A 25,274-nucleotide genomic window follows, 5' to 3' on the forward strand; every position below is an offset into this window, starting at 1 on the left:
CGCCATGCGACGGATGAGTCATGAAAGATGATCAGCTGACTCCAGGGCGGCGGGTCCTGCTCCGCGCCGCGGCGCTCCTCGGCCTGGCCACGACCGCGGCGTGCGGGGGAGCGGAGGGCTCGTCCACCCCCGGCCCGCCCGCCACCGCCCCCGCGGGCGGACCTGCCGGGGGCCCGCCCGCCGCACGCCGCCTCAAGCCCTCCGCGTACCGCCTGCAGCCCCTCACGGGATACGGTCCCCAGCGCGCCCGGCGGGCCCTGCCCCAGGTGCGCAGGGCGCCGATCCTGCGCATGCCGGGCCGGGAGCGCTCGATGGTCCTGTCGTTCGACGACGGGCCCGACCCGCGCTACACCCCCGACATCCTGCGGACGCTCCGCAGGCACGACGTGCGGGCGATGTTCTTCGTCTGCGGCGAGATGGCCGCCGACAACGCCGACCTGCTGCGGCAGATGGTCGACGACGGCCATGTGATCGGCAACCACACCTGGAGCCATCCGCTGCTGACGCGCCTCGGCAGGGCCCCGATGCGTGAGGAGATCGAGCGGACCTGCGACGTCATCGAGGAGGCCACCGGCGAGCCGCCCGAGTGGTTCAGGGCCCCCTACGGCGCATGGAACCGCAACGCCTTCCAGCTGGGCGCCGAACTCGGCATGGAACCGCTCGCCTGGACCGTCGACACCCTCGACTGGACCGAGCCGGGCGCGGCGACCATCGTGCGGCGCGTCCGGGCCGGCGCGGGGCCCGGCGTCGTGGTGCTCTCGCACGACGCGGGCGGCGACCGCTCGGGCAGCGTCCAGGCACTCCACACGTACCTGCCGGAGCTGCTCGACTCCGGCTACCGGCTCACGGTGCCGAGCCGCTACATGTCCTGAGCCTCCGTCCGTCCGGCCGCCTTGCTCAGCGCACGGCGACCAGACGGGCGAACACCACGACGTTCCCGTCGTATCCGGACTGTTCGGAGAAACCGCCGCCGCAGGTGATGACCCGCAATTCGGGAGTTCCGCTGTTCCCGTAGACGCGCTTTCCTGGGAACTTGTTCTTGTCGAAGACCTCGATGCCGTAGATCTCGAAAATCGCCGTCTTCTTGTCCGCGCGGCCGACCTCGATGTGATTCCCCTTCTTCAGCGAACCGAGGCCGTAGAAGACGGCGGGACCCCGCTGGTTGTCCACGTGGCCGACCACCACGGCCGTGCCCTTCTCGCCCGGCGACACGGCGCCGGTGAACCAGCCCGCGAGGTTCGGGTCCTCGGGCGGCGGCGCGTCCACCCACCCCTCGGGGTCAAGGCCCACCTGCATGACCGGCGCGTCCACCCGGATGCCCTTGATGCGCACGCGCTCGGCGGGCGAGAACGTGAGCGGCACCGGGGCGGCGTCCCCCGCGTCGGGCGCACGGTCCGCCGCCGCCGCGGACGCGGGCTGCGGCGGGCCCACGTCGAATTCCCCGGAGCCGTTGCGGATCAACGCGAGTCCGGTCAGCAGGACAAGCGCCATCACACCCCAAGGGGCGCGCTTCTTCTGCTTCTCCGCCTCCTGGAAATCCTGCAGATCCTGGAATTCGAACTCGTCGGCCGGCTGGGACGAAGGCATGCTCTATCCCCTCTCGAACGCGGCGGAGCGCCGCGTCCGTTGCGCGTACCAAAACGCTAAGCGCGGGGCGCGCGGCGTGCGAAAGGGCGGGAGCGAACGGGTGGCGACCGGGGCGAAGTGCGCCATCCGAGTCGCGCCGGACAGGATTTTTCTGACGGTCCGTGACCTGCGGAGATGTCGGCCTGCGCGGACACGCCCCGGCGTGTCGTCTCACCAGGACGGCCGAGCGCCGACATGCGGGCCCGGGCACGTCATCTGAGGGTCAGTCTGGGAGGCGCTCTCGCCGATCGACCGGGGACGGTATCCCCGGGGCGTCTTCCGCGGAGGATTGCCATGCGTACTTCTCGTATGCGGACCACACGTGCCCTCGCGGTCGCCGCGGCGGCCGTCGGTGCCGTCGGGCTCGCCGCCCCGGCCGCGTCCGCCTGGGCCGACCCGACCAACATCGTGGCGATGCCCAGTGTGATTCCGAGAGGGGGGCATCTGACGGTCACCGTCGACGGGTCGTCCTGCCAGACGCCGGGCAGCAAGATCACGTCGCCCGCCTTCCCGGACACGAACCTGCACCAGATCTCGGGCGGCTCGACGGCGAGCGGCACCGCGATCATCCACAAGCACGCCCGCCCCGGTGCCTACGACATCACGGCGCACTGCGGCGGCAAGACCCTGACCCGTCCGGCCGCCTTCACCGTCATCCACGGCGGTGTGCGCGGCGGCGTCGGCGGCACCGCGCAGTCGGGCGCGACCGGCACCGACATGGCGATCGGCGGCGCGCTGGTCGCCGCCGCGCTGCTCGGCGGCGGTGTGTTCTGGATGCGCCGCCGCTCGGAGAACAGGATCTGAGGGAACACCCTGCTCGCACGGCAGGTGAGGAACGCCGCGCCCCCGGGATCCGGAGACATCCCGGGGGCCGCGCGCTGCCCGGCGGGCTCAGGAATTGTCCTCGCCGGTACGCCGACGGGCCTTGTGGTACGCCGTGCCCAGCGTGCCGATGATCAGGGCGCCGCCGAGGGCGATCTCGTGCAGGTCGAGCCCGCCGAGGCTGCCGCCGACACCGGCCTTGACGCCCTTGTGGTGCTGGTTGTTCTGGTTGTGGTGCGAGTTGTCGTCGGGGCGCCCGGTGGCGATGGTCAGGTCGGTCTTGTCGCTGCCGGGGTTGCTGCCGTTGCAGGTGAACGTCACCTCGTACATCGCGCCGGGCTTCGCGTCCCAGAACACGTGGGCGGTGGCGGACTTCTGCCCCTTGGGGATGGTGGTGTCGTCGAAGACGCCCGAGGTGACCTTGGTGTCGCCGTCGTCGCACCCGTCGACGTTGAGGGTGACCTGGCCGCCCGCGGCGACCGTCTTGGGGGAGATGCTGAAGCCGAACGCGGTGACGTTCTCCTCGCCGACCGCGGCAGCGGAAGCGGCCGGTGCGGAGAGGGCCAGCGCGGAAGCGGTGAGCAGAGCGGCCGAAGCGACGCGTATCGCGCGCATGGTGAATCCTCCGGGTCTCCGAGGGGCAGCTGCGGACCTTCTTCCGCTGGCGCCTGAAATGCACCTCGATGCCCGAAACGCTAGATATGGTCCCGGCGCGCCGCGATCCGTGTCGCGCGAACGGGGCAATCCCGTGGGCCGGACGGGGGAACGGCGCGGCGCGGCGTGGACGGCGGAGGCCGGTGGTGTGCCAAGGCGGCGGCGCGCGCGCACCGCCGGGTGGCGCTGTCGCTGGGGCCGGGTTCAGGCGTGCGGCCACACGTGCGGGGCGCCGCGCCACTCGACGAGGTGCGGGTCGTCAAGGGCGATGTCGGCCTCGCCGAGCCCGGCCCGCCGCAGGAGTTCCGTCAGGTCCTCGTCGCCGTGGGCGACTCCCGCGTCCTGCCCGCGCACGGTGACCTGCCGCCCGCCGTCGGCGGCGGGCGGGTGGACGACGATCGGTGATTGCCAGGCCATGGGACCAGAGTGCGCCGTTTCGCGCCGCGGCGCACCGCGGTTCACGGCCAAGGCGGCCGCGCGGACCGACAACTGGCCTTGGACAGAACGGTGTTGGCGGAATCTGATGATCCCTGCCGTAGGGTGGGGCCGACCGCACGGTGCGTCGTACGGGGGGATGAGCGTGGAGCCGGCGTACCGGGTGAGCGGCACGGCCTCCGCGAAGGTCGTGGTCGTCGTCCCCACGTACAACGAGCGGGAGAACCTGCCTCTCCTCGTCGACCTGCTCACCTCGCTCGGGCTGCCGAACCTGCACGTCCTCGTGGTCGACGACGGTTCGCCCGACGGCACCGGCGCTCTCGCGGACCGGATCGCGGCGGAGTCCGGAGGAACCGTCGCCGTCCTGCACCGGACGCGGAAGGACGGCCTCGGCCGTGCCTACGTCGCCGGGATGACCCGCGCCCTCGCCGACGGCGCGGACGTCGTGGTCCAGATGGACGCCGACCTCTCCCACCCCGCGGAAACGCTTCCCCTGATGGTGCGCACCCTGCTCGCTGGCGGCGACGACCTGGCCGTCGTCATCGGCTCCCGGTACGTGGCGGGCGGCGCGCTCGCCACCACCTGGGCCTGGCACCGCAGAGCGCTCTCCGCCTGGGCGAACTTCTACGTCAACGCGGTCCTGCGGCTCGGTGTCAAGGACGCCACGGCCGGGTTCAAGGCGTGGCGCGGCACCGCGCTGGAAGCGATCGACCTGCCCTCGGTGCGGAGCAACGGCTACTCCTTCCAGGTCGAGATGAACCACCGCGCGCTCCGGCGCGGCCTGCGCATCGTCGAGGTGCCGATCACCTTCGAGGAGCGCGTCAACGGCGAATCGAAACTCAGCCTGCGTGTGCAGGCCGAGTCTGCGATCACCCCGTGGAGACTGCGGTTCGCCCGCGAGCGCGCGGTCAGCCCCCGAGACCGGGGAACAGCGCCTTGAACGGCTCCGCCGTCGCCGCGATGCCCCGGCTGTAGGGGGCGTCGAAGTCCCAGATGAGGAAGAGCAGGAAGGCGAAGAGCGCGGAGAACAGTCCGGCGAGGACCAGTTCGCGCGGCGTGCGGCGGATCTGCAGGGCGAAGATCATGCCGATGGTGACGAGGCCGCCCGTGATCAGGCCGAACCAGACCACGCCGGGCATCGTCGCGCCGACGCTGTCCGCACGGGCGCTGCGCGCGTCGTCCGCGGCCGCCACCGAGTCGACCAGTGGCTGGTACGCCTGCGCCTCGAAGTCCGACTTCGGTTCGTAGTCGGTCACGTCGTGGCGTACGCGCGCCAGGAGTTCCGCGCCGCGGTCGGTGAGTTCCCCCTTGGACTTCATCGTGTCCCACTCGGTGGTGACGACATGGCTGACATAGGTGTGGACGTCGTCCCGAATGCGGTCCCGCACTTCCTCCGGGTAGATCCGCGCGCGCTCCGAGACCTCGTGCAGCGACTGTGCCTCGACGCGGACGTGTTCCTGCGCGGCGCCACGCGCCTCCCAGACACCCGCGATGGCCAGGCCAAGGACGATGGCGTACACGACACCGATCATCATCGTCATGTACTCGATCACGTCCGGTGTCTCGGACGCGTCGTAGTCCGCGCCGGTCCTGCGGTGCCGCAGGAGGGTCACGATGAGCACGACACCGCAAGCGGCCACCATCGCGAGGGTGAGAACAAGCCATTCCGACATGAATTCCTCCGGCGGTCAGCGCGGGCGCAGCGCGGCGACGGCGAGCACCGCGGGTGCGGTGACGAGCAGGGTGAGCGAGACGAGGGACGGGCCGTGGTGCGGCGGCCGCTTGCGGGGCGGGGCGTGGTACTCCGGATACGCCACCGGTTTCGGCTTCGGTTCGGCCTCGGGAGGCTTCGGCGGGCGGGGGGACGGCTTGGGCACGGGCTTCGGCGCGGGCGCCGGGGCCGCGGCCTGCCGGGGCGGCGGAGGTGGTGGCGCCGCGGGGCGGACGGACGGCTCGGGCGGTGCGGGAGCCGGGGGCGGCGGGGGCGGTTCGGGCGCGGGCGGCTTGGGCGGCGGGGGCGGAGGCGGTGGTTCCGGGGGTGGAGGCGGAGGCGGCGGCTTCGGGGGATGTACCGGCCCGGCATGGCAGTCGGCGCCGTCGCCCGCGACGGCCACGTTGTCGCCACCCGTGCCGCCCGGGCCGACCGACGCGTAGGCGCAGGCGTCGGCGGACGCTGAGCCGACGGACGACGACGCGCCGAGCAGCAGGGCGAGCGCGACGAGCGCCAACACGCGTGTGACGAGGGGCGTTAAGGCTCGCGGAGTTCCGTGCACGACGAGGAGCATGAGCCCCGCGCGCGCCCGCTACGCCATCCGAGCCACCGAATGACCCGAAGGGAGGACCCGGGCGCATCGGGTGTTTGACGCCGGCCCGTCCGGCCCCCCGTCCGTGTTCGAACACCGCACACACCTCACGCGCCGCGCAAAGAATCTTGTACCGCCGTTGAACGCGCCGCCCGGCCGCACCCGTACCTAGGGCCATGTCGCGGCGCAACCGGGCGTCACGACACCTCTGCGGACAGTGGGAGTCAACGATGCTGTATCCAAGTGGGGGTTCCCCCAGGGCCTGGCGGAGCGCCTCGCTCGTGGCGACAGCCGCGGCCCTGCTGGCGCTGACGACGGCGTGCGGCCAGGAGAAGGGCGACCAGTCCCCGAACGGGCAGAACGTGGGCAACGAAGCGCCGGCGAAGGGCGACGGCTACGGCGGGGACGGCGGCTACGGGGAGGACTCCGGCGCCGCGGACAAGGGCGCGGGTGCCAAGGCGAAACCGGCCGGGCAACTCGCCGTGTGGGACAGCAAGAAGCTCGGGAAGGTCGTCACCGACAGCGAGGGCCGCACCCTCTACCGCTTCGACAAGGACACCGCCCAGCCCCCCAAGTCCAACTGCGACGCCGCCTGCCTGAAGGCATGGCCGGCCGTCGCCGCCGACGGCGCGAAGGCCGCCCCCGGCGTCGACGAGTCCCTGCTCGGCGAGGTCACCGCCGCCGACGGCACGAAGCAGCTGACCATCGACGGCTGGCCGATGTACCGCTACGCGCAGGACGCCAAGGCGGGCGACGCCAAGGGCCAGGGCGTCGGAGGCACTTGGTACGCCGCCGCCCCGGACGGCAAGAAGGCGGCGCCCGCGGCGGCCGACACCGCCCCCGTCGACCCGGCCGGCCTGTCCACCCGCAAGGACCCGAAGCTCGGCGAGATCGTCGTCGACAAGAACGGCATGACCGTCTACCGCTTCACGAAGGACTCCGCCTGGCCCATGAAGTCCGCCTGCACCGGAGCCTGCCTCGACAAGTGGCCCGTGGTGGCGCCCGTGGACAAGAACGACACTCGAGGAATCCTCAAGAAGGGCTTCACCGTGTTCGACCGGCCGGACGGGCGGAAACAGCAGACGATCGACTGCTGGCCGCTGTACACCTTCTCCGGCGACAAGAAGCCCGGCGACACCAACGGACAGGGCGTGGGCGGCACTTGGTACGCGGCGAGCCCCCAGGGCAAACCGGTGGGCGCGGCCGGATAACGCGGCGCGACGCACGGACAGACCGGCCCGTCCCCTCTCATATCACAGGGAGGGGACGGGCCGGTCGACAGTGTGGGACACGGCACTTGCCAAAGGCAGTGACCGAGAACGGACGGCCAATTTCCGTTTTGACTCGCTCCCTTGGCAGACGATCAGTAGCCTCACCCTCGAACACCGGATCGCCTGCGCCGTCCCCCTACGCCTTGGAGTCTTGATGGAGCGTCCCGCCTGGGCACCGCCCGGCATCGACCTCTCGATGCCCAGCGTCTCCCGCATCTACGACTACTACCTGGGCGGCTCGCACAACTTCGAGGTGGACCGGGAGGCGGCCCGCAAGGCGATGGAGTTCATGCCGGGACTCCCGAAGATCATGCAGGCGAACCGCGCCTTCATGCGGCGTGCGGTGCACCACGCGGTCGCGGAGGGCGTCACCCAGTTCCTCGACATCGGCTCCGGGATCCCGACGTTCGGCAACGTCCACGAGGTGGCGCAGCAGGCCAGCCCCGAGGCCGCCGTCGTCTACGTGGACCACGACCCGGTCGCCGTCGCGCACAGCAGCGCCGTCCTCGAGGGCACCGAGCGCACCGCCGCCCTCGCCGCGGACCTGCGCAAGCCCCGGGACATTCTGGGCAGTTCGGAGGTGGCGTCGGTCCTCGACCTGGACCGCCCGGTGGCTCTTCTCCTCGTCGCCGTCCTGCACTTCGTCGAGGACGCGTACGATCCTTACGCGGCGGTCGCCGAACTGCGGGACGCACTCGCGCCCGGCAGCCTCGTCGTCCTCAGTCACGCCTCGTACGAAGGGATCCCCGTTCCCCCCGAGCAAGCCGGCCGCACGGTCGGTGTATACAAGGACATCCGCAATCCACTGATCATGCGCTCGCGCGACGAGATCGCGCGGTTCTTCGAGGGATACGACATGGTGGAACCCGGCCTGGTGCAGATGCCGCACTGGCGGCCCGACACTGCTCCCGAGGAGGAGGACCCGTACTCCTTCTCGGGATACGCGGGCGTGGGACGGAAGCGTTGAGCGGCGAGCAGGACGGACCCGAGGGCAGACTCCGCCGGTTCGCCACCATCTGGAGCCGTGCGATCTTCCCCGTGACGGCCACCTCGCTGACCCGTCCCGAATTCGAACAGCAACTGGTGCCGCTCGCCCGACGGTTGAGTGACGCGCTCCAGGAGCGGATCTTCGACGCGGCGGAGAGCCAGGCCGTCGGCGCCGCGCTCATCGGCACGCACTGCACGGACCCCGAGGCGCTCAGCCGCACGCTCGACTGCGTCGACGCCTATCTGGTCCTGTACTGCGGCGGCGACGGACCGCGCGAAGAGCTGCGGGCCCGGTCCGCCCGGATCCAGCACGCCATGGCCGCGGGCTTCGCCCAGGCGCTCCGCGAGCGCACGCTCGCCGAGCAGGAGGCCATCTCCCGGGCCGCGCTGAACGCGCGCAGCGCCGTCGCCGAGGCCCTGCACGCCAGCGAGGCACGCTTCCGCGCCGTCTTCCAGGGCGCCGCGATCGGCATCGGCATCGCCGACCTCGACGGCACGGTCCTCGAGGTCAACGACGCGCTGATCCGCATGTTCGGCGGCCTGGAACACCAGCTCCGCGGACGCAACGTGGGGGAGTGGACGCACCCCGACGACTCGCCGCACGTCTGGAAGCTGTACGAGGAGCTGGTGCGCGGCGAGCGCGAGCACTACCGCGTGGAGAAGGCCTTCTACCGCCCCGACGGCACGGTCCTGTGGACCAACCTGACGGTGTCGCTGCTGCGCGACGCGGACGGAGTGCCGCAGTACCAGCTGGCGCTGATGGAGGACACCACCGAGCGCCGACTGCTCAACCTCCGCCTGCGGTACGAGGCCACCCACGACGCGCTCACCGGACTGCCCAACCGCACCCTGTTCTTCGAGCGCCTGGACAAGGCGCTCTCCGCGGGGCAGAACGCCCGGTTCGGGCTCTGCTACCTCGACCTCGACGGCTTCAAGACCGTCAACGACAGCCTCGGGCACGCGGCGGGCGACCGGCTGCTCGTCGAGGTCGCCGACCGGCTGCAGTCCTGCGCGACCGCACCCGGCGAGATGGTGGCCCGGCTCGGCGGCGACGAGTTCGTGGCGCTCACCACGGGTCCCGACACCGAGACCGAGGTCGACGAGCTCGCCGGGCGCATCATGAACGCCCTGGCCACCCCCATCCGCGTCGACGGGCGGGAGCTCACCGTGCGCGGCAGCATCGGCGTCGTGGAGGGCCCGGCCAACGAGCGCGGCGCCGCGGAGGTCCTGCGCAGCGCCGACATCACGATGTACCGCGCCAAGTCCGCGGGCGGCAACCGCTACGAACTCGCCGACCCCGAGGCCGACGCCCGCGCCATCACCCGGCACGGCCTGACCACGGCGCTGCCCGCCGCCCTGGAGCGCGGCGAGTTCTTCATCGAGTACCAGCCGCTCGTGCACCTCGGCGACGGCAGCGTGCGCGGCGCCGAGGCGCTGGTGCGGTGGCTGCACCCGCAGCACGGCATCATCGGCCCGGACCGCTTCATCCCGCTCGCCGAGCACACCGGCCTGATCGTGCCGCTCGGCCGCTGGGTCCTGGAGGAGTCGGTACGCCAGGCCCGCCGCTGGGAGGCGCGCCACACCGAGGCGGGCCCGCTGCGCGTCAACGTCAACCTGTCGCCGATGCAGCTGACCCACCCGGGCCTCGTCTCCGACACGGTCGACATTCTGGAGCGCGAGGGCCTTGAGCCGGGCGCCCTGTGCCTGGAGGTCACGGAGTCCGCGCTGATAGGGGCAGACGACGACCTGCTCAAGCCGCTGCGCAGGCTCGCCGAGATGGGCGTGGACATCGCCCTCGACGACTTCGGCACGGGCTACTCCAACCTCGCCAACCTGCGCCGCCTGCCGGTGAGCGTCCTCAAGCTGGACCGCTCCTTCACCCAGGGCATGCAGCACTTCCCCGCCGACCCGGTCGACCTCAAGATCGTCGAGGGGATCGTCGCCCTCGCCCACAGCCTCGACCTCGCGGTCACGGTGGAGGGCGTGGAGACGGGAGCGCAGGCGGACCAGCTGCGGGAACTCGGCTGCGACACGGCCCAGGGCTGGTACTACGCCCGCCCGGGCCCGCCGGACCGCCTGCACGAACTGGCACTCGCGGACGCGACGGGCTGACCGTGACGACACGACGGGCTGACCGTGACGACGCGAGGGGCCGAAGGGTGACGACGGAGGGGCTGACCGTGACCACACGACGGGGCGAGCGGTGATCCGCTGGGCGTACGCCTTCATCGACCGCCCGCGCGCCCGCTTCGCCGAGGCGGCCGCGTTCTGGGCGACGGTCACGGGCTCGCGCCTCTCCGCACCCCGGGGCGCGTCCGGCGAGTTCGTGACGCTGCTGCCCCCGGGCCCCGCCGACGCGTGCGTCAAGGCGCAGGCCGTCGACGGCGGTCCGGGCGGCACCCACCTGGACCTCGCCGTGGACGACATCGCCGCCACCGCGGCCGAGGCCCGCGCACTCGGCGCCGCCCCGGTCCACACGGAGGACGGCCTGGAGGTGCTCCGCTCCCCGGCCGGCCTCGTCTTCTGCGTGGTCCCCTGGTCGGGCGAGACGTCCCGCCCGGCCCCGCTCACGGCCCCCGACGGCACGGTCAGCCGCCTGGACCAGGTGTGCGTGGACATTCCCCCGGAGTCGTACGACACGGAGATCGCCTTCTGGACGACCCTCACGGGCTGGGACTCCACGCCGACCACACGCCCCGAGTTCCACCGGGTGACATCCCCGCAAAGCCTTCCCCTCCGCCTCCTCCTCCAGCGCCTGGACACCCCGGGCCCCGCCGGCGCGCACCTGGACCTGGCCTGCTCGAACCCGGACGCGACCCGCACCCGGCACGAACAGCTCGGTGCCACCTACGTGTCACGCGGCGCGACCTGGCTCGTGATGCGGGACCCGGCAGGCATCACGTACTGCCTCACGGGCCGCGACCCGGAGACGGGTAGACTGCCGTAGCCGGGGAGCCTCAGCGTTCCAGCAGCATCCGCTGGAGTTCGCGTGCAGCCCGTGGCGGTGCCACGTCGCTGCGGTGGGCCAGGGCGATCGTTCGGTGGAGGCTCGGCTTGGCCAGGGGGGTCATGCGGAGGTCGGGGCCCGAGCGTTCCGCGACCATGCGGGGGACCACCGCGACGCCCAGGCCCGCGCGGACGAAGCCGAGGACCGCGTCCATTTCGCCGCCCTCGACCGCGAACTCGGGCTCGAAGCCCTCGGCCCGGCAGGCGGAAACGGTGAGTTCTCGCAGGTCGTAGCCGTGGCGGAACATCACGAGGCGTTCGCCCTGGAGGTCGGCGATGCGGACGGTGCGGCCGAGGGAGCGCGCACCGGGTGCCGAGACCACCACCAGGTCCTCGCGGAGCAGTTCGAGGGTGGTGAGGGCCGGGGATGGGGTGGGGAGGGGGAGGACCACCAGGGCCAGGTCCAGCGCGCCGCGTGCCAGTTCTCGGACCAGGTCGTGCGAGCCGCTCTCCTCGATGAGGAGCTGGATCCCCGGGTGGCGGTCGTGGAAGGCGCGCAGGACGTCCGGGAGCAGGCCCGTGCACACGCTCGGGGTCGCGCCGAGCCGGATCCGGCCGCGGCGCAGCTGCGCCAGTTCCTGCACCTCGATGCGGGCCGTGTCCGCGTCGGCGAGGATGCGGCGGGCGAGCGGGAGCAGCGCCTCGCCCGCGTCCGTGAGGGTGATGTTGCCGCGTGCCCGGCTGAAGAGTTCGGCGCCCAGCTCCTTCTCCAGGGCGCGGATCTGCTGCGAGAGGGAGGGCTGGGAGACGTGGACCTCCTCAGCCGCCCGCGTGAAGTGCCGGGTCTCGGCGACGGCCACGAAGTAGTGGAGCTGCTGGAACTGCATACCCGGAGCTTACGGGCCTGCATAGGCTGAAGCTATGGAGATGAGCTGGACCATCTCTTGGACCGATCGGGACTTTCGGCCGTAGCGTCTTCGGCATGGCTCTGGCAACGCGGACGGACAAACGGCCGTCCATGACCCGCACGCTCTGGGACTCCACCATCGGCAAGAAGACGGTGATGGCGGTCAGCGGCTTGATCATGCTGCTCTATCTGTTCCTGCACATGATCGGGAACCTGAAGATCTTCTTCGGCCCCGCGGAGATCAACCACTACGCGCACTGGCTCCGCACCCTCGGCGAGCCCTTCATGCACTACGAGTGGACACTCTGGCTCTTCCGCGTCGTACTGGTCGCCGCCGTCGTCGCGCACGCCGTGTCCGCGTACCAGCTGAGCCGCCGCGACATCAAGGCGCGCCCCACCCGGTACGTGCACAAGCGGCGCGAGGCGAGCTTCGCGACCCGCACCATGCGGTGGGGCGGCATCATCATCGCCCTGTTCATCGTCTGGCACATCCTCGACCTGACGACCGGCACCGTGCACCCGGGCGGCTACGAGCACCTGAAGCCGTACCAGAACATCGTGGACACCTTCTCCACCTGGTACAGCAACGTCGTCTACATCGTCGCCGTGGTCGCCGTCGGCTTCCACGTGCGGCACGGACTGTGGAGCGCCGCGCAGACCCTGGGCGTGGGCACCGCGACCCGCAACCGCGTCCTCAAGCCCCTCGCCAACGGTCTCGCCCTCGTGCTGACCGTGGGCTTCGTCTCCGTACCCGTGGCCGTCATGACCGGACTGGTGAGCTGACCCATGAACTACTCCAGTGAGTACTCCGCGTACACGACGGGCGAACCGGTCGTCGACACCAAGGCGCCCACCGGTCCCATCGCCGAGCGCTGGGACACCCGACGCTTCGAGGCGAAGCTCGTCAACCCCGCCAACCGGCGCAAGCAGACCGTGATCGTCGTCGGGACAGGGCTCGCGGGCGGCTCCGCCGGGGCCACCCTCGCCGAACAGGGCTACCGCGTCGTGCAGTTCTGCTACCAGGACTCGCCGCGCCGCGCCCACTCCATCGCCGCACAGGGCGGCATCAACGCCGCGAAGAACTACCGCAACGACGGCGACTCCGTCCACCGGCTCTTCTACGACACCGTCAAGGGCGGCGACTTCCGCGCCCGCGAGTCCAACGTGCACCGCCTCGCGCAGATCTCCGTCGAGATCATCGACCAGTGCGTCGCGCAGGGCGTGCCCTTCGCCCGCGAGTACGGCGGGCTTCTCGACACCCGCTCCTTCGGCGGTGTGCAGGTGTCCAGGACGTTCTACGCCCGCGGGCAGACGGGGCAGCAGCTGCTCCTTGGCGCCTATCAGGCGCTCAGCCGGCAGATCGCGGCGGGCAACGTGGAGATGCATCCGCGGACCGAGATGCTGGATGTGATCGTCGTCGACGGGCGGGCACGCGGCATCGTCGCCCGCGATCTGATCACCGGGAAGATCGACACGTACTTCGCCGACGCGGTGGTCCTGGCCTCGGGCGGCTACGGCAACGTCTTCTACCTGTCGACCAACGCGATGAACTCCAACGCCACCGCGGTGTGGCGGGCCCACCGGCGCGGCGCGTACTTCGCCAACCCCTGCTTCACCCAGATCCACCCCACCTGCATCCCGCGCACCGGCGACCACCAGTCGAAGCTGACGCTGATGAGTGAGTCGCTGCGCAACGACGGCCGCATCTGGGTGCCGAAGGCCAAGGGCGACGACCGGCCGGCCGCCGAGATCCCCGAGGACGAGCGCGACTACTACCTGGAGCGCATCTACCCCTCCTTCGGCAACCTGGTGCCGCGTGACATCGCTTCGCGCGCCGCGAAGAACGTGTGCGACGAGGGGCGCGGGGTCGGCCCCGGCGGCCAGGGCGTCTATCTCGACTTCGCCGATGCCATCCAGCGGATGGGCAAGAAGAAGGTCGAGGAGAAGTACGGCAACCTCTTCGACATGTACGAGCGGATCACCGCGGAGAACCCGTTCGAGGTGCCGATGCGGATCTACCCCGCCGTGCACTACACGATGGGCGGCCTCTGGGTCGACTACGACCTCCAGACCACCGTCCCCGGTCTCTTCGCCATCGGTGAGGCCAACTTCTCCGACCACGGCGCCAACCGGCTCGGCGCGAGCGCCCTCATGCAGGGCCTCGCCGACGGCTACTTCGTGCTGCCGTCCACCATCAACGACTACCTCGCCCGCAACCCGCACAAGGACGAGGTGAGCGACGACCACCCGGTCGTGCAGGAGGTGCTCGCCGAGACCGAGGACCGCCTCAACCTGCTCCTGTCCGTCGACGGCGACCGCACCCCCGACTCCTTCCACCGCGAACTCGGCGAAGTGATGTGGGAGTTCTGCGGGATGGCGCGCACGGAGAGCGGTCTGCGCAAGGCCCTCGAGCGCATCCCGCAGATCCGCGAGGAGTTCTGGCGCCGCATCAAGGTGCCCGGCACCGGCGAGGAGTTCAACCAGTCCCTGGAGAAGGCGAACCGCATCGTCGACTACCTCGAACTCGCCGAGCTGATGTGCCTCGACGCCCTGCACCGCGCCGAGTCCTGCGGCGGCCACTTCCGCGAGGAGTCCCAGACCCCGGACGGCGAGGCGGCCCGCGTGGACGAGGAGTTCTCGTACGCCGCCGCCTGGGAGTTCACCGACACCGGCGCCGCCCCCGTCCTCCACAAAGAAGACCTCGTCTTCGAGTACGTCCACCCCACCCAGCGGAGCTACGCATGAAGCTCACCCTGCGCGTCTGGCGCCAGAAGAACGCCGACGCCGACGGAGCGATGTCCACGTACGAAGTGGACGGAATCTCCTCCGACATGTCCTTCCTCGAAATGCTCGACACCCTCAACGAAGAGCTCATCGTCAAGGGCGAGGACCCCGTCGCCTTCGACCACGACTGCCGCGAGGGCATCTGCGGCGCCTGCTCGCTCGTCATCAACGGCGACGCGCACGGCCCCGAGCGCACCACCACCTGCCAGCTCCACATGCGTTCCTTCGAGGACGGCGACACGATCGACATCGAGCCGTGGCGCGCCTCGGCCTTCCCGGTCGTCAAGGACCTGGTGGTGGACCGGTCCGCCTTCGACCGCATCATCCAGTCCGGCGGCTACATCAGCGCGCCGACCGGCTCGGCGCCGGAGGCGCACGCCGCGCCGGTGCCCAAGCCGGACGCGGACTCGGCGTTCGAGCACGCCGAGTGCATCGGCTGCGGGGCGTGTGTGGCGGCCTGCCCCAACGGGTCGGCGATGCTCTTCACCTCCGCCAAGGTCAACCACCTGAACGTGCTTCCGCAGGGTGCGCCCGAGCGGGAGACGCGCGTCCTCGACATGGTCGCGCAGATGGACGCCGAGGGCTTCGGCGGCTGCACGCTCGCCGGTGAGTGCGCCACCGCCTGCCCGAAGGGCATTCCGCTGCCGTCCATCGCCGCCATGAACAAGGAGTGGCTGCGGGCCACCCGGAAGGTGAGCCGGTAGCCCGACGCCTATCGCAGCGTTCGGCGCGCCCGCGCCAGGTACGGCGCCGTGCGGCTGCCCTCCGCGCGGGCCACCTCCGCGGGCGGGCCCGCCGCCACCACGAGTCCGCCGCGGTCGCCGCCGCCGGGACCGAGGTCGATGACCCAGTCCGCGCCGGCGACCACCGCCATGTCGTGCTCGACGACGACCACGGAGTTGCCGCCGTCGACCAGTTCGTGCAGGCGGCGGGTGAGGACTTCCACGTCGGCGGGGTGCAGGCCGGTCGTGGGCTCGTCCAGGAGGTAGAGCGTGTGGCCGCGCCGGACGCGCTGCAACTCACTGGCCAGCTTGATGCGTTGGGCCTCGCCGCCCGAGAGCTCCGTGGCGGGCTGGCCGAGGCGCAGATAGCCGAGGCCCACGTCAAGCAGCGTGCGCAGGCTGCGTATGACGGCCGGGGTGTCGGCGAAGAAGTCCGCTGCGGCCTCGACGGTCAGGTCGAGCACCTCCGCGATGTTGCGCCCCTGGTACGTCACTTCGAGCGTCTCGGGGTTGTAGCGGGCGCCCGCGCAGTCGGGGCAGGGCGCGTACGTGCTCGGCAGGAAGAGCAGCTCGACGCTGACGAAACCCTCGCCCTGGCAGGTCTCGCACCGGCCGCCCGCCACGTTGAAGGAGAAGCGGCCGACGCCGTAACCACGCTCCTTCGCCGTGTCCGTGGCCGCGAAGACCTTGCGCACGACGTCGAAGAGCCCGGTGTACGTGGCGAGGTTGGAGCGAGGGGTGCGCCCGATCGGCTTCTGGTCGACACACACCAGCCGCCCGACCCCCGGCAGCTCCTCGGTGATCTCGCCGACGAGCGTGGACTTCCCCGACCCCGACACGCCCGTGACGGCGGTGAAGGCGCCGAGGGGGATCTCCGCCGTCACGCCGCGCAGGTTGTGCCGGGTGACCGGGCCGACCTTCAACCAGCCCTGCGCCGGGCGTACGTCGCGTACGGGCGGGGCCGCGCGGTCGAAGAGGAAGCGGGCCGTCGCCGACTCGTCGACGCCTTCGAGCTCCGCCACCGGGCCGCTGTGCAGGACACGCCCGCCGTGCTCGCCCGCCTGCGGACCGACGTCGACGAGCCAGTCCGCGTGCCGTACGACATCGAGATGGTGCTCCACGACGAAGACGGAGTTGCCCGCCGCCTTGAGCCGGTCGAGGACCGTCAACAGGGCCTCCGTGTCGGCCGGATGCAGTCCCGCCGACGGCTCGTCCAGGACGTACACGACGCCGAAGAGGCCCGAGCGCAGCTGCGTCGCGAGGCGCAGCCGCTGCAGTTCGCCCGCCGACAGGGTGGGCGTGGCGCGGTCCGGGCTGAGGTAGCCGAGACCGAGCTCGGTGACCGTCGCGATGCGGGCGAGCAGGTCCTCGGTCAGGACACGCGCCGTCTCGGACGTGTCCGCCGCCCCGGCCAGGGCTTCGGCGAGCTCGGACAGCGGCAGCGCGGCGAGCTCGGCGATCGTACGGCCCGCGAACGTCACCGCCATCGCCTCCGGACGCAGCCTGCTCCCGCCGCACGCGGGACACGGCGCGCTCGCCAGGAACCGCTCGGCCTTGGCGCGCAGTGTCTGGCTCTTGGAGTCCGCGAAGGTCTTCATGACATAGCGCCGGGCGCTCATGTACGTGCCCTGGTAGGGGCGGTGGGTCCGGCCCGCCTCGCGCACCGGGTGCACCGTCACGACCGGCTGCTCGTCCGTGAACAGGATCCAGTCGCGCTCCTGCTGCGGGAGTTCGCGCCACGGCCGGTCCACGTCGTACCCGAGCGCGTCGAGCACATCGCGGAGGTTCTTGCCCTGCCACGCGCCGGGCCAGGCCGCGATGGCGCCCTCGCGGATTGACAGCGAGGCGTCGGGGACGAGCAGCTCCTCCGAGGTGCGGTGCACGCGGCCGAGGCCGTGGCACTCCGGGCAGGCACCGGCCGCCGTGTTGGGCGAGAAGGCGTCCGAGTCGAGCCGCTCGGCGCCCGCCGGGTAGCGGCCCGCGCGCGAGAACAGCATCCGCAGCGAGTTGGACAGGGTGGTGACCGTGCCGACGGAGGAGCGGGACGTCGGCGCGGAGCGGCGCTGCTGGAGCGAGACGGCGGGCGGCAGACCGGTGATCTCGCCGACCTTCGGCGCGCCCACCTGGTGGATCAGACGCCGGGCGTAGGGGGCGACGGACTCGAAGTACCGCCGCTGCGCCTCGGCGTAGATCGTGCCGAACGCGAGCGACGATTTTCCTGAGCCGGACACGCCCGTGAAGACGGCCAGGACATCGCGCGGAATGTCCACGTCGACGCCCTGCAGATTGTGCTCCCGGGCGCCCCGGACGCGTACGTACGGATCGTGAGGGCTGTGCATGGGCGGGGCTCCGTACGCGGCTCGGGGGCAAACTCCACGATTCTAGTCCGCGTGCTCGGCGTGCTGCCAATCGTGCCGTCACTCGTCGCGCCTCCGCCGATCGGTTATTGCGGAGTGCGTATTTCTGCTTTTCCGGCCACTCGCTCCGGGGCGGCGAATTGCGGATGGACGCTTGCATTTCCGTAATCCGTCGTGTCGGCCTCAGTGTCGGACCGTCCGCAGTTCCCGCGCGGCCGCCGTGTCCGGGCACCCCGCGAGGCCCAGAGCGTCCCGGAACTCGTCCGCCAGCAGGTCGAGGACCCGCCGCACCCCGCCCTCGCCGCCCACGGCGAGCCCCCAGAGCGCGGGCCTGCCCACCAGGACGCCGGACGCGCCGAGCGCCAGCGCCCGCAACACGTCCGTGCCGCTGCGGACGCCGCTGTCGAGCAGGACCTCACAGCGTCCGGCCACCTGGGCCACCACCTCCGGCAGTGCGTCGACGCTCGGCAGGGCGCCGTCCAGCTGGCGGCCGCCGTGGTTGGACACCACCACGGCGTCCACCCCGCACTCGGCGGCGCGCACCGCGTCCTCGGCCGCCAGGACCCCCTTGAGAACCAGCGGCAGCCGGGTGCGCTCCCGCAGCGCCTCCACCGAGGACCACGTCAGAGCGGGCGAGAACACCGCCGCCGTGTGCGCGGCCAGCGCGGACCCGTGACAGGGACCGGACGGTGCCCGGTGTGCCGCGGACGGGCCTTCCTCCAGGTGGGCGGCGCGCACGTGGTCCGGGAGCGCGAACCGGTTGCGTACGTCGCGCAGGCGCCGCCCCATCCACGGCACGTCGACCGTGAGCATGACCGCGGTCGCCCCGGCGTCCTCGGCGCGTCGGGCCAGGTCGAGGGAGCGCTCGGCGTCGCGCAGCCAGTAGAGCTGGAACCAGACGTCCCCGCCGAGCGCCGTGAGCGCTTCCACGGGGACGCTGCTGAGGGTGCTCGCGGTGAACGGCACAGCGGCCGCCCGCGCCGCGCGGGCGGCGGCCAGTTCCCCCTCGGGGTGCACGAGCCGCTGGTAGGCCACCGGAGCGAGCGCGAGAGGCAGCCGGGCCGGGCGCCCGAGCAGCGTGGTCGCCGTCGTGCACTTCGACACGTCCCTGAGCACGCGCGGGACGACGAACACCCCGTCCAGCGCGGTGCGGTTGGCGTCGAGCGTCACCTCGGCGCCGCTGCCCCCGGCCACGAAGTCGCGGACGGCGGCCGGCAGAACGGTGGCGGCGGCGCGTTCGGCGTCGGCGAGGCAGTGCAGGTCCTCGGCGCGCACGGCGCCGTTGGCGGCCGGGTCAGCGCTGGTCGAATCCACGCTGCTTGGTCCGCTCCAGCTCCACGGCCTCGTAGAGCGCCTTGATGTTCGCGCTGCCGAAGGTCGCCGCCCCCTGGCGCTCGATGACCTCGAAGAACAGCGTCTTCCGCGGATGCGTCGAGGCGGTGAAGATCTGGAAGAGCCGTCCGTCGTGGTCCTCGTCCGCGAGCACGTGCGTCGACCGCAGATCGGCCAGCCGCTCCTCGCCGAGCTCCACGCGCTGCCCGAGCAGGTCGTAGTACGACGCCGGGGTGCGCAGGAACGAGACGCCGCGCCCCGCAAGCGCCCGCACCGAATCGACCGCGTCCCGTGAGGAGAACGCCAGGTGCTGCACGCCCGCACCCTGGTGGCCCTTGAGGAACTCGTCGATCTGGCCCGTGGCGGCCGAGGTGTCGGGCTCGATGAGGGTCAGGGTCACCGTCCCGGACCGGCTCTGCACGACCTTCGACTCCATGGCCTGCGCGCCCACGACGATGTGCTCCTCGAAGACGAACCGGAAGCCCAGGGCGTCGCGGTAGTACGCGACCATCGAGTCGAGGTCGCCCGCGGGCAGGCACACGGCGACGTGGTCGAGCTCCAACAGGCCGACGTCGGCGGCCTGTTCGGCGCCCGATTCCGCGCGCTCCACCGGCGTGTGGCCCGCGGGCAGTCCAGGGCCTTCGTCGGGACCGCGGCGGACGAGTGTGTGGACCAGGTCCCCGAAGCCGCGGAACGCCGCGAAATCCCCGGCGCCGCTCTCCGTACGCTGCCGCGGGAACCGGTGGGCGATCGCGCCGCGGGCGAGCCCCGCGTGGAAGGCGGCGTCGGGGTCGGCAGTGCGCAGCGCGATGTCCGCGACGCCGTCCCCGTGGCTCATGACATAGGCGGACGCGGGGTGCAGCTCGGACGTCGCCTGGGTCAGGACGAGCGTGATCCGCCCGTGCCGCACCGTGACGCCGCGATGCTCCGCGGAGGTGCCGGTGCCGACGACCGTGAAGGCGTACCGGTCGGTCCAGTGGGCGACCGCCGCGTCCAGGTCCTCGACGTACATCTCCACATAGTCGATGGAGAGATCGGCGAGCGGATCCGCTGCCTCGGGTGATTCCGCTGCTTCTGCTGATTCCGGTAAATCCCTCATGAGTGTCTCCAGAGCCGGAGATAAATGAGCTTCTGGACTCTACGATCCGCTTTCGGATTTGGCCACGCGCACAATGGACGGCCGCCCGGCCGTAATATCGGCGGGCCTTTTCCGTTTGAGGCCGGCGGCTTTTCGCGCGCGTAGTGGCCAGTGACGGGTGATGACTAGTGACGGGTGATGACTAGTGATGCGCACCATGGCCGTCATCGGTACGGGCCTGATCGGCACCTCCGTCGCCCTGGCGGTGACCCGGCGCGGCGTGACCGTATTCCTCGCCGACCGCGACCCGGCCGCGGCCCGCACCGCCGCCGCCCTCGGCGCCGGAATCGTGGACCCGCCGGCCGGCCCGGTGGATCTGGCCGTGATCGCCGTCCCGCCGAGCCTGGTGGGCGCCGTGCTCGCCGAGGCGCAGGAGCGCGGGCTCGCCGCGGCCTACACCGACGTGGCGTCGGTGAAGGCGGGCCCCGAGCGGGCCGCCCTCAGCCGTGCCCCCGACCCGCACCGCTACATCGGCGGGCATCCGCTCGCGGGCCGTGAGCGCTCCGGCCCGCTCGCCGCCCGCGCCGACCTCTTCCGCGGCCGCAACTGGGTGCTGACCCCGTCCCGGCTGACCTCGGACGACGCCTTCGACCGGGCCCTGGAACTGGTCGCCCTGTGCGAGGCCGTCCCGGTGGTGATGCGCAGCAAGGACCACGACGCGGCGGTGGCCGTGACCTCCCACGTGCCCCACCTGATGGCCAGCCTGCTGGCCGCGAGGCTGCGCGAGGGCCCGGCCGACCTGGCCGGCCTCGCCGGACAGGGCCTGCGCGACGCCACGCGGATCGCGGGCGGCAACTCACGGCTCTGGGGCGACATCCTCCAGTCCAACGCCCCGGCGATCGCCGGCGTCCTCAAAGACCTGCACACGGACCTGTCCCGCCTCGTACCGGCCCTCGACGCGCTCGCCGAACCCGGCGGCAGCGGGCGCGACCACGGCATGCGCACGCTCGTGGACCTCCTCGACCGGGGCATCTCCGGCCTCGCGGAGATCCCGGACACCCGGCTCGGCGCCGCGGGCGGGGGAGCTCGGGTACGGGTCGCCGTCGCGGACCGCCCGGGAGAGCTGGCGCGGCTGCTCGCCGCCGCGGCGGAGGTGGGCGTGGCCGCGGACGACGCCTGTGTCGAGAGCGCGGGCCCCGCGGACGGTGCTGGCGGTCCGGACGGCGCGGCCGCTTCGGGGTTCGCCGTCCGCTTCGGCGTTCCGGCCCACACCGCCGACCGGCTCATGGCCGTGCTCGACGCCGGGGGCTGGGATGTCGTACGAGAGCGAGAAGAGGACCGCGATCCCGACAGCGCGCTCGGCCACGCTTCCGATCCCGACCTCGACCTCGATGGCGTGCTGCTCGCCGACACGGTCCGATCCGGCCGTCGCCCACAGTGACCATCGGCGAGCATGTGCAAGCGTGTCCGCCCGTGTCCGTGCCTGTCCGTGCCTGTCCAAGTGTGCGAATCGGCCGGTTGGACGCGCTGTTGGTCCGTCGAGAAGCGTGTGACTCTGAGCGACGGACAGCACTTTCCCGATAACTTCCGGACGCCGGGGAGACATTCATGCCGGAACAGACGGCCGACAGCGGCACATCGGCCGCGAACCGCGAGGCGTTCGAACGGAGGGGGCTGCGCCAGGGCGGCCCGGCAACTCCCGGGCTGCCCGACACCACCGTGAAGGTCCTCGGCCGCGTATGGTCGGCGCCGCTCGTCGTCGGTCCGCTCTCCGCACCCGCGCGGCCCGGCGGTGAACTCGCCGTCGTCCGGGCGGCCGGAGCGGCCCAACTCCCGTGCGTGGTCGGCGCCTTCGCGGAGCGGACCTTCGCCGAACTCGGCTCCGCCACCGAGGTCCCGCCGTGGCTGCGCACCTACGCCTTCCGCGAGCACGCCACCGAGCGGCAGCTCACCGAACGCGCCGAGGACGCCGGGTTCGGCGCCGTCCTCCTCGCTCTGGGGGGCCTCGACGACCTCCGCCTCAAGCGGGCCGCCGCCCCCGCCAACCTGCCGGCGCAGGGGCCACTGAGCGACGTACGCTCCCTGCTCGACGCACGCGCCGACTGGGCCGACGTGGACCGTCTGCGCGCCGCCACCGCCCTGCCGCTGCTCGTCGTCGGCGTACGGAACGCGGCCGACGCGCGACGCGCCCTGGACAGCGGCGCCGACGGTGTCGTCGTCACCTCGCTCGACGCGCTCCCCGGGATCGCGGAGAGCGTCGGGGGACGCTGCCGCGTCCTCCTGAGCGGCGGGGTCCGGCGCGGCGCCGACGTGCTGACGGCGGTCGCCGACGGCGCCGACGCGGTGTTCGCGGGACGCCCCGTCCTGCACGGGCTGCGGGCCGGCGGGCGCGCGGGCGTGGCGGAGGTCCTCGACGCCCTCGTCCGGGAACTGGGCGACGCGATGACGTTCACGGGCACCGCCACGGTCGCGGACATCGGCCCCGGCCCGGTCCGCACCGGGCCGCGCCCGGCCGATCCGGCGCCGCCCCCGGTCACCCGGCCGCTGCGGAGGGCCGAACTGCACGCCAGTGTGTCCGACCCCGTCCTGGACACCATGACGTTCCTCAACGAGATCACCACCCGCTACCCCGAGGCGATCTCCTTCGCACCGGGGCGCCCCTACGACGGATTCTTCGACAGCGAACAGATCTTCACCCACCTGCGCCGCTACCTGAACCACCTGGAGGAGCAGGGGAGTTCACCGCAGCAGGTGCGGACCGCCATGTACCAGTACGGGCCCACGGCGGGCCTCATCCGCGAGATCATCGCCGACTCGCTGCGCGCCGACGAGAACATCGACGTACCGGCCGAGTCCATCGTGGTGACGGTCGGCGCGCAGGAAGCCATGCTCCTCGTCCTGCGCGCCCTGATCACGGGCCCCGACGACGTGCTCCTCGTCTCCAGCCCCTGCTACGTAGGCATCACCGGCGCCGCCCGCCTCCTGGACATCGCCGTGACCCCCGTGGAGGAGCGGGAGGACGGCGTGTCCTGCGCCGACCTGGAGGCGGCGATCAGAAACGAACGGGCCCGCGGCCGCAGGCCCCGCGCCTTCTACGTCGTCCCGGACCACTCGAACCCGTCGGGCACCACCATGGGCCCGCAGGCCCGCGCCGAACTCCTCGAACTCGCCGCCCGGCACGGCATCCTGATCCTTGAGGACAGCCCGTACCGCCTGGTCAGCCCCGGTCCGCCGCTGCCGACCCTGAAGTCGCAGGACCGCGCGCACACGGTCGTGCACCTCGGCTCCTTCTCCAAGACGGTGTTCCCCGGCGCCCGTGTCGGGTTCGTCGTCGCCGACCAGCCCGTCGTCGACGCGTCCGGGCGCACCGGACTGCTCGCGGACGACCTCGCCAAGATCAAGAGCATGGTGACGGTCAACACCTCATCGCTCAGCCAGGCGGCCGTGGCGGGCACGCTCCTCGCGGCGGGCGGCAAGGTCTCGGAGCTCAACAGCGCGGCGTCCGCGTACTACGGCGACGCCATGCGCGCCACGCTCAGGGAGCTCGCCACGCACCTGCCCACCGAGCGCCGCGAGGCCCTGGGCGTGCGGTGGAACGAGCCGACCGGCGGCTTCTTCCTCACCCTGCGGGTGCCGTTCCGCGCGGACAACGCCGCGCTGATCCGCTCGGCACAGGACTTCGGCGTCATCTGGACGCCGATGACGTACTTCCATCCCGGCGGCGGTGGCCTGCACGGCATCCGCCTGTCGACCAGCTATCTGACGCCCGCCCAGATCAGCGAGGGCGTCGCACGGCTCGTGCGGTTCATCGAGTCCGAGACCGCACGCGGCCCCTCCGCACGAGACCTCTCCGCACGAGACCTCTCCGCACGAGACTCCGCCCCACGAGAAGGGACCTGACCGTGATCGGCAGCACGCGGCATCTGCGCAGCAAACCACGCATGTGGGGGTGGACCTTCCGATGACCACCACCGCCCTGGCGACCCGCCCCCGCATCACCGGAGTGGGCACCGCCGTCACCCCCGCCTCCTACTCGCAGCAGGAAGTGCTGGACGCCTTCGGGATCACCGACCCCAAAGTGCGCTCCGTCTTCCTCAACAGCGCCATCGAGCGCCGCAACCTCACCCTCCCCGCGCAGGACGCGGACGGCGTCCGCACCCCCGAGTCCCAGGGCGACCTGCTCGACAAGCACAAGGCACTGGCCCTGGAGATGGGCGGCGAGGCCCTGCGCGCCTGCCTGAAGGAGGCGGGCGCCGAACTGTCCGACCTCCGCCATCTGTGCTGCGTGACCTCCACCGGCCTGCTCACGCCCGGCATCAGCGCCCTGCTCATCCGCGAACTGGGCATCGACCGGCACTGTTCGCGGACCGACATCGTCGGCATGGGCTGCAACGCGGGCCTCAACGCGCTCGGCGTGGTGGCCGGCTGGGCCACGGCCCACCCCGGTGAACTCGCCGTCGTGCTCTGCGTGGAGGCGTGCTCCGCGGCCTACGCGGTCGACTCGACGATGCGGACGGCGGTCGTGAACAGCCTGTTCGGCGACGGCGCGGCGGCCGTCGCGCTGCTGGCCGGCGAGAACCACACGCCCTCCCCGAAGGGGGCCGAGCCCCCCGCCGTCCTCAAGTTCGCGAGCTGCGTCATCCCCGAAGCGGTCGACGCCATGCGCTACGACTGGGACCGCGTCCAGGGCAGGTTCAGCTTCTTCCTCGACCCGCAGATCCCGTACGTGGTCGGCGCGCACGCCGAGCTCGTCGTCGACCGCCTCCTTGCGGGCACGGGTCTGCGCAGGAGCGACATCCGGCACTGGCTGGTCCACTCCGGGGGCAAGAAGGTCATCGACGCGGTCGTGGTCAACCTCGGCCTGACCCGCCACGACGTGCGCCACACGGTCGGTGTGCTGCGCGACCACGGGAACGTGTCCAGCGGCTCGTTCCTGTTCTCGTACGAACGTCTCCTCGAAGAGGGCGTCGCGCGGCCCGGCGAGTACGGAGTGCTCATGACGATGGGTCCGGGCTCCACGATCGAGACGGCGCTGATCCGATGGTGAGGA

Annotated in this window: 22 protein-coding genes; 13 read left to right on the forward strand and 9 right to left on the reverse strand. The window is 71.9% G+C overall.

Features of this window, described 5'->3' with window-relative positions:
- The first annotated feature begins 20 nt into the window (after nt 1-20).
- The gene (locus DEJ49_RS33640) at nt 21-872 is read left to right on the forward strand and encodes a polysaccharide deacetylase family protein (protein WP_150187607.1); all 852 of its coding nucleotides are present in this window, start codon (nt 21-23) and stop codon (nt 870-872) included.
- A 25-nt stretch (nt 873-897) separates the two neighbouring features.
- On the opposite strand, the gene DEJ49_RS33645 is transcribed toward DEJ49_RS33640, so the two are convergent.
- The gene (locus DEJ49_RS33645) at nt 898-1,491 is read right to left on the reverse strand and encodes a class F sortase (protein ID WP_409234683.1); all 594 of its coding nucleotides are present in this window, start codon (nt 1,489-1,491) and stop codon (nt 898-900) included.
- Nucleotides 1,492-1,935: 444 nt separating this feature from the next.
- Here DEJ49_RS33645 and DEJ49_RS33650 point away from each other — a divergent pair, with 444 nt between their 5' ends.
- Nucleotides 1,936-2,430 carry an LPXTG cell wall anchor domain-containing protein gene (locus tag DEJ49_RS33650; RefSeq protein WP_150187609.1) on the forward strand — a complete coding sequence of 165 codons (495 nt, stop codon included), beginning with the start codon at nt 1,936-1,938 and terminating at the stop codon, nt 2,428-2,430.
- 87 nt (nt 2,431-2,517) lie between these two features.
- Here DEJ49_RS33650 and DEJ49_RS33655 read toward each other — a convergent pair whose 3' ends face one another.
- Together DEJ49_RS33655 and DEJ49_RS33660 are read right to left on the reverse strand one after the other, a co-directional pair.
- Nucleotides 2,518-3,063 (reverse strand): hypothetical protein, encoded by a 546-nt coding sequence (locus tag DEJ49_RS33655; protein ID WP_150187610.1) that lies wholly within the window; start codon nt 3,061-3,063, stop codon nt 2,518-2,520.
- Nucleotides 3,064-3,306: 243 nt separating this feature from the next.
- Nucleotides 3,307-3,519 (reverse strand): hypothetical protein, encoded by a 213-nt coding sequence (locus DEJ49_RS33660; protein WP_150187611.1) that lies wholly within the window; start codon nt 3,517-3,519, stop codon nt 3,307-3,309.
- Between the two features lie 157 nt (nt 3,520-3,676).
- On the opposite strand from DEJ49_RS33660, the gene DEJ49_RS33665 reads away from it, so the two are divergent.
- Complete coding sequence (locus DEJ49_RS33665) at nt 3,677-4,477, forward strand: polyprenol monophosphomannose synthase (protein ID WP_150187612.1); 801 nt, start codon at nt 3,677-3,679, stop codon at nt 4,475-4,477.
- Here DEJ49_RS33665 and DEJ49_RS33670 read toward each other — a convergent pair.
- Both DEJ49_RS33670 and DEJ49_RS33675 read right to left on the reverse strand, forming a co-directional pair.
- Nucleotides 4,446-5,210 carry a DUF4239 domain-containing protein gene (locus DEJ49_RS33670; RefSeq protein WP_150187613.1) on the reverse strand — a complete coding sequence of 255 codons (765 nt, stop codon included), beginning with the start codon at nt 5,208-5,210 and terminating at the stop codon, nt 4,446-4,448. The genes DEJ49_RS33665 and DEJ49_RS33670 overlap by 32 nt on opposite strands.
- Nucleotides 5,211-5,225: 15 nt before the next feature.
- Complete coding sequence (locus tag DEJ49_RS33675) at nt 5,226-5,768, reverse strand: hypothetical protein (RefSeq protein WP_190329696.1); 543 nt, start codon at nt 5,766-5,768, stop codon at nt 5,226-5,228.
- 302 nt (nt 5,769-6,070) lie between these two features.
- On the opposite strand from DEJ49_RS33675, the gene DEJ49_RS33680 reads away from it, so the two are divergent.
- The 4 genes from DEJ49_RS33680 to DEJ49_RS33695 all read left to right on the forward strand — a co-directional run bounded on the left by DEJ49_RS33680 (nt 6,071) and on the right by DEJ49_RS33695 (nt 11,045).
- Entirely contained in the window at nt 6,071-7,051 is a 981-nt protein-coding gene (locus DEJ49_RS33680; protein WP_150187615.1) for an SCO0930 family lipoprotein, read from the forward strand.
- 214 nt (nt 7,052-7,265) lie between these two features.
- Entirely contained in the window at nt 7,266-8,078 is an 813-nt protein-coding gene (locus tag DEJ49_RS33685; protein ID WP_150187616.1) for an SAM-dependent methyltransferase, read from the forward strand.
- Nucleotides 8,075-10,210 (forward strand): putative bifunctional diguanylate cyclase/phosphodiesterase, encoded by a 2,136-nt coding sequence (locus DEJ49_RS33690; RefSeq protein WP_150187617.1) that lies wholly within the window; start codon nt 8,075-8,077, stop codon nt 10,208-10,210. Before DEJ49_RS33685 ends, DEJ49_RS33690 begins: the two co-directional genes overlap by 4 nt.
- A 91-nt stretch (nt 10,211-10,301) precedes the next feature.
- Nucleotides 10,302-11,045, forward strand: a complete 744-nt coding sequence (locus DEJ49_RS33695; RefSeq protein WP_150187618.1) for a VOC family protein — start codon at nt 10,302-10,304, stop codon at nt 11,043-11,045.
- 10 nt (nt 11,046-11,055) lie between these two features.
- On the opposite strand, the gene DEJ49_RS33700 is transcribed toward DEJ49_RS33695, so the two are convergent.
- Nucleotides 11,056-11,931 (reverse strand): LysR family transcriptional regulator, encoded by an 876-nt coding sequence (locus DEJ49_RS33700; RefSeq protein WP_150187619.1) that lies wholly within the window; start codon nt 11,929-11,931, stop codon nt 11,056-11,058.
- Between the two features lie 95 nt (nt 11,932-12,026).
- Between DEJ49_RS33700 and DEJ49_RS33705 the strand changes: the two genes are divergently transcribed.
- Genes DEJ49_RS33705 through DEJ49_RS33715 form a run of 3 tightly spaced genes read left to right on the forward strand, consistent with a single transcriptional unit; the run spans nt 12,027 to nt 15,439 of the window.
- Nucleotides 12,027-12,734 (forward strand): succinate dehydrogenase, encoded by a 708-nt coding sequence (locus DEJ49_RS33705; protein ID WP_150187620.1) that lies wholly within the window; start codon nt 12,027-12,029, stop codon nt 12,732-12,734.
- Nucleotides 12,735-12,737: 3 nt separating this feature from the next.
- Entirely contained in the window at nt 12,738-14,696 is a 1,959-nt protein-coding gene (locus tag DEJ49_RS33710) for a fumarate reductase/succinate dehydrogenase flavoprotein subunit (protein WP_150187621.1), read from the forward strand.
- Entirely contained in the window at nt 14,693-15,439 is a 747-nt protein-coding gene (locus DEJ49_RS33715) for a succinate dehydrogenase/fumarate reductase iron-sulfur subunit (protein ID WP_150187622.1), read from the forward strand. The genes DEJ49_RS33710 and DEJ49_RS33715 overlap by 4 nt, the downstream gene beginning before the upstream one ends.
- An 8-nt stretch (nt 15,440-15,447) precedes the next feature.
- Here DEJ49_RS33715 and DEJ49_RS33720 read toward each other — a convergent pair whose 3' ends face one another.
- The 3 genes from DEJ49_RS33720 to hppD all read right to left on the reverse strand — a co-directional run bounded on the left by DEJ49_RS33720 (nt 15,448) and on the right by hppD (nt 20,245).
- The gene (locus DEJ49_RS33720) at nt 15,448-17,796 is read right to left on the reverse strand and encodes an ATP-binding cassette domain-containing protein (protein ID WP_150187623.1); all 2,349 of its coding nucleotides are present in this window, start codon (nt 17,794-17,796) and stop codon (nt 15,448-15,450) included.
- A gap of 201 nt (nt 17,797-17,997) precedes the next feature.
- Nucleotides 17,998-19,128 (reverse strand): alpha-hydroxy acid oxidase, encoded by a 1,131-nt coding sequence (locus DEJ49_RS33725; RefSeq protein WP_223833096.1) that lies wholly within the window; start codon nt 19,126-19,128, stop codon nt 17,998-18,000.
- Entirely contained in the window at nt 19,109-20,245 is a 1,137-nt protein-coding gene (hppD, locus tag DEJ49_RS33730) for a 4-hydroxyphenylpyruvate dioxygenase (RefSeq protein WP_150187624.1), read from the reverse strand. Before hppD ends, DEJ49_RS33725 begins: the two co-directional genes overlap by 20 nt.
- Before the next feature lie 187 nt (nt 20,246-20,432).
- On the opposite strand from hppD, the gene DEJ49_RS33735 reads away from it, so the two are divergent.
- The 3 genes from DEJ49_RS33735 to dpgA all read left to right on the forward strand — a co-directional run bounded on the left by DEJ49_RS33735 (nt 20,433) and on the right by dpgA (nt 25,271).
- Nucleotides 20,433-21,665, forward strand: a complete 1,233-nt coding sequence (locus DEJ49_RS33735) for a prephenate dehydrogenase (protein ID WP_190329537.1) — start codon at nt 20,433-20,435, stop codon at nt 21,663-21,665.
- A 167-nt stretch (nt 21,666-21,832) separates the two neighbouring features.
- Nucleotides 21,833-24,124 carry an aminotransferase class I/II-fold pyridoxal phosphate-dependent enzyme gene (locus DEJ49_RS33740; protein ID WP_150187626.1) on the forward strand — a complete coding sequence of 764 codons (2,292 nt, stop codon included), beginning with the start codon at nt 21,833-21,835 and terminating at the stop codon, nt 24,122-24,124.
- Between the two features lie 61 nt (nt 24,125-24,185).
- Entirely contained in the window at nt 24,186-25,271 is a 1,086-nt protein-coding gene (gene dpgA / locus DEJ49_RS33745; RefSeq protein ID WP_150187627.1) for a 3,5-dihydroxyphenylacetyl-CoA synthase DpgA, read from the forward strand.
- The last annotated feature ends 3 nt before the right edge of the window (nt 25,272-25,274 follow it).

Origin of the sequence: Streptomyces venezuelae (assembly GCF_008642335.1) — a bacterium.
In the GTDB taxonomy this organism is placed as follows: domain Bacteria; phylum Actinomycetota; class Actinomycetes; order Streptomycetales; family Streptomycetaceae; genus Streptomyces; species Streptomyces venezuelae_F.

Bases quoted from the DNA above. Each gene is read 5' to 3' on its own strand.
- DEJ49_RS33640 (WP_150187607.1), top strand. From the start codon at position 21: ATGAAAGATGATCAGCTGACTCCAGGGCGGCGGGTCCTGCTCCGCGCC.
- DEJ49_RS33645 (WP_409234683.1), bottom strand. From the start codon at position 1,491: ATGGCGCTTGTCCTGCTGACCGGACTCGCGTTGATCCGCAACGGCTCC.
- DEJ49_RS33650 (WP_150187609.1), top strand. From the start codon at position 1,936: ATGCGGACCACACGTGCCCTCGCGGTCGCCGCGGCGGCCGTCGGTGCC.
- DEJ49_RS33655 (WP_150187610.1), bottom strand. From the start codon at position 3,063: ATGCGCGCGATACGCGTCGCTTCGGCCGCTCTGCTCACCGCTTCCGCG.
- DEJ49_RS33660 (WP_150187611.1), bottom strand. From the start codon at position 3,519: ATGGCCTGGCAATCACCGATCGTCGTCCACCCGCCCGCCGCCGACGGC.
- DEJ49_RS33665 (WP_150187612.1), top strand. From the start codon at position 3,677: ATGAGCGTGGAGCCGGCGTACCGGGTGAGCGGCACGGCCTCCGCGAAG.
- DEJ49_RS33670 (WP_150187613.1), bottom strand. From the start codon at position 5,210: ATGTCGGAATGGCTTGTTCTCACCCTCGCGATGGTGGCCGCTTGCGGT.
- DEJ49_RS33680 (WP_150187615.1), top strand. From the start codon at position 6,071: ATGCTGTATCCAAGTGGGGGTTCCCCCAGGGCCTGGCGGAGCGCCTCG.
- DEJ49_RS33685 (WP_150187616.1), top strand. From the start codon at position 7,266: ATGGAGCGTCCCGCCTGGGCACCGCCCGGCATCGACCTCTCGATGCCC.
- DEJ49_RS33700 (WP_150187619.1), bottom strand. From the start codon at position 11,931: ATGCAGTTCCAGCAGCTCCACTACTTCGTGGCCGTCGCCGAGACCCGG.
- DEJ49_RS33705 (WP_150187620.1), top strand. From the start codon at position 12,027: ATGGCTCTGGCAACGCGGACGGACAAACGGCCGTCCATGACCCGCACG.
- DEJ49_RS33710 (WP_150187621.1), top strand. From the start codon at position 12,738: ATGAACTACTCCAGTGAGTACTCCGCGTACACGACGGGCGAACCGGTC.
- DEJ49_RS33715 (WP_150187622.1), top strand. From the start codon at position 14,693: ATGAAGCTCACCCTGCGCGTCTGGCGCCAGAAGAACGCCGACGCCGAC.
- DEJ49_RS33720 (WP_150187623.1), bottom strand. From the start codon at position 17,796: ATGCACAGCCCTCACGATCCGTACGTACGCGTCCGGGGCGCCCGGGAG.
- hppD (WP_150187624.1), bottom strand. From the start codon at position 20,245: ATGAGGGATTTACCGGAATCAGCAGAAGCAGCGGAATCACCCGAGGCA.
- DEJ49_RS33735 (WP_190329537.1), top strand. From the start codon at position 20,433: ATGCGCACCATGGCCGTCATCGGTACGGGCCTGATCGGCACCTCCGTC.
- DEJ49_RS33740 (WP_150187626.1), top strand. From the start codon at position 21,833: ATGCCGGAACAGACGGCCGACAGCGGCACATCGGCCGCGAACCGCGAG.
- dpgA (WP_150187627.1), top strand. From the start codon at position 24,186: ATGACCACCACCGCCCTGGCGACCCGCCCCCGCATCACCGGAGTGGGC.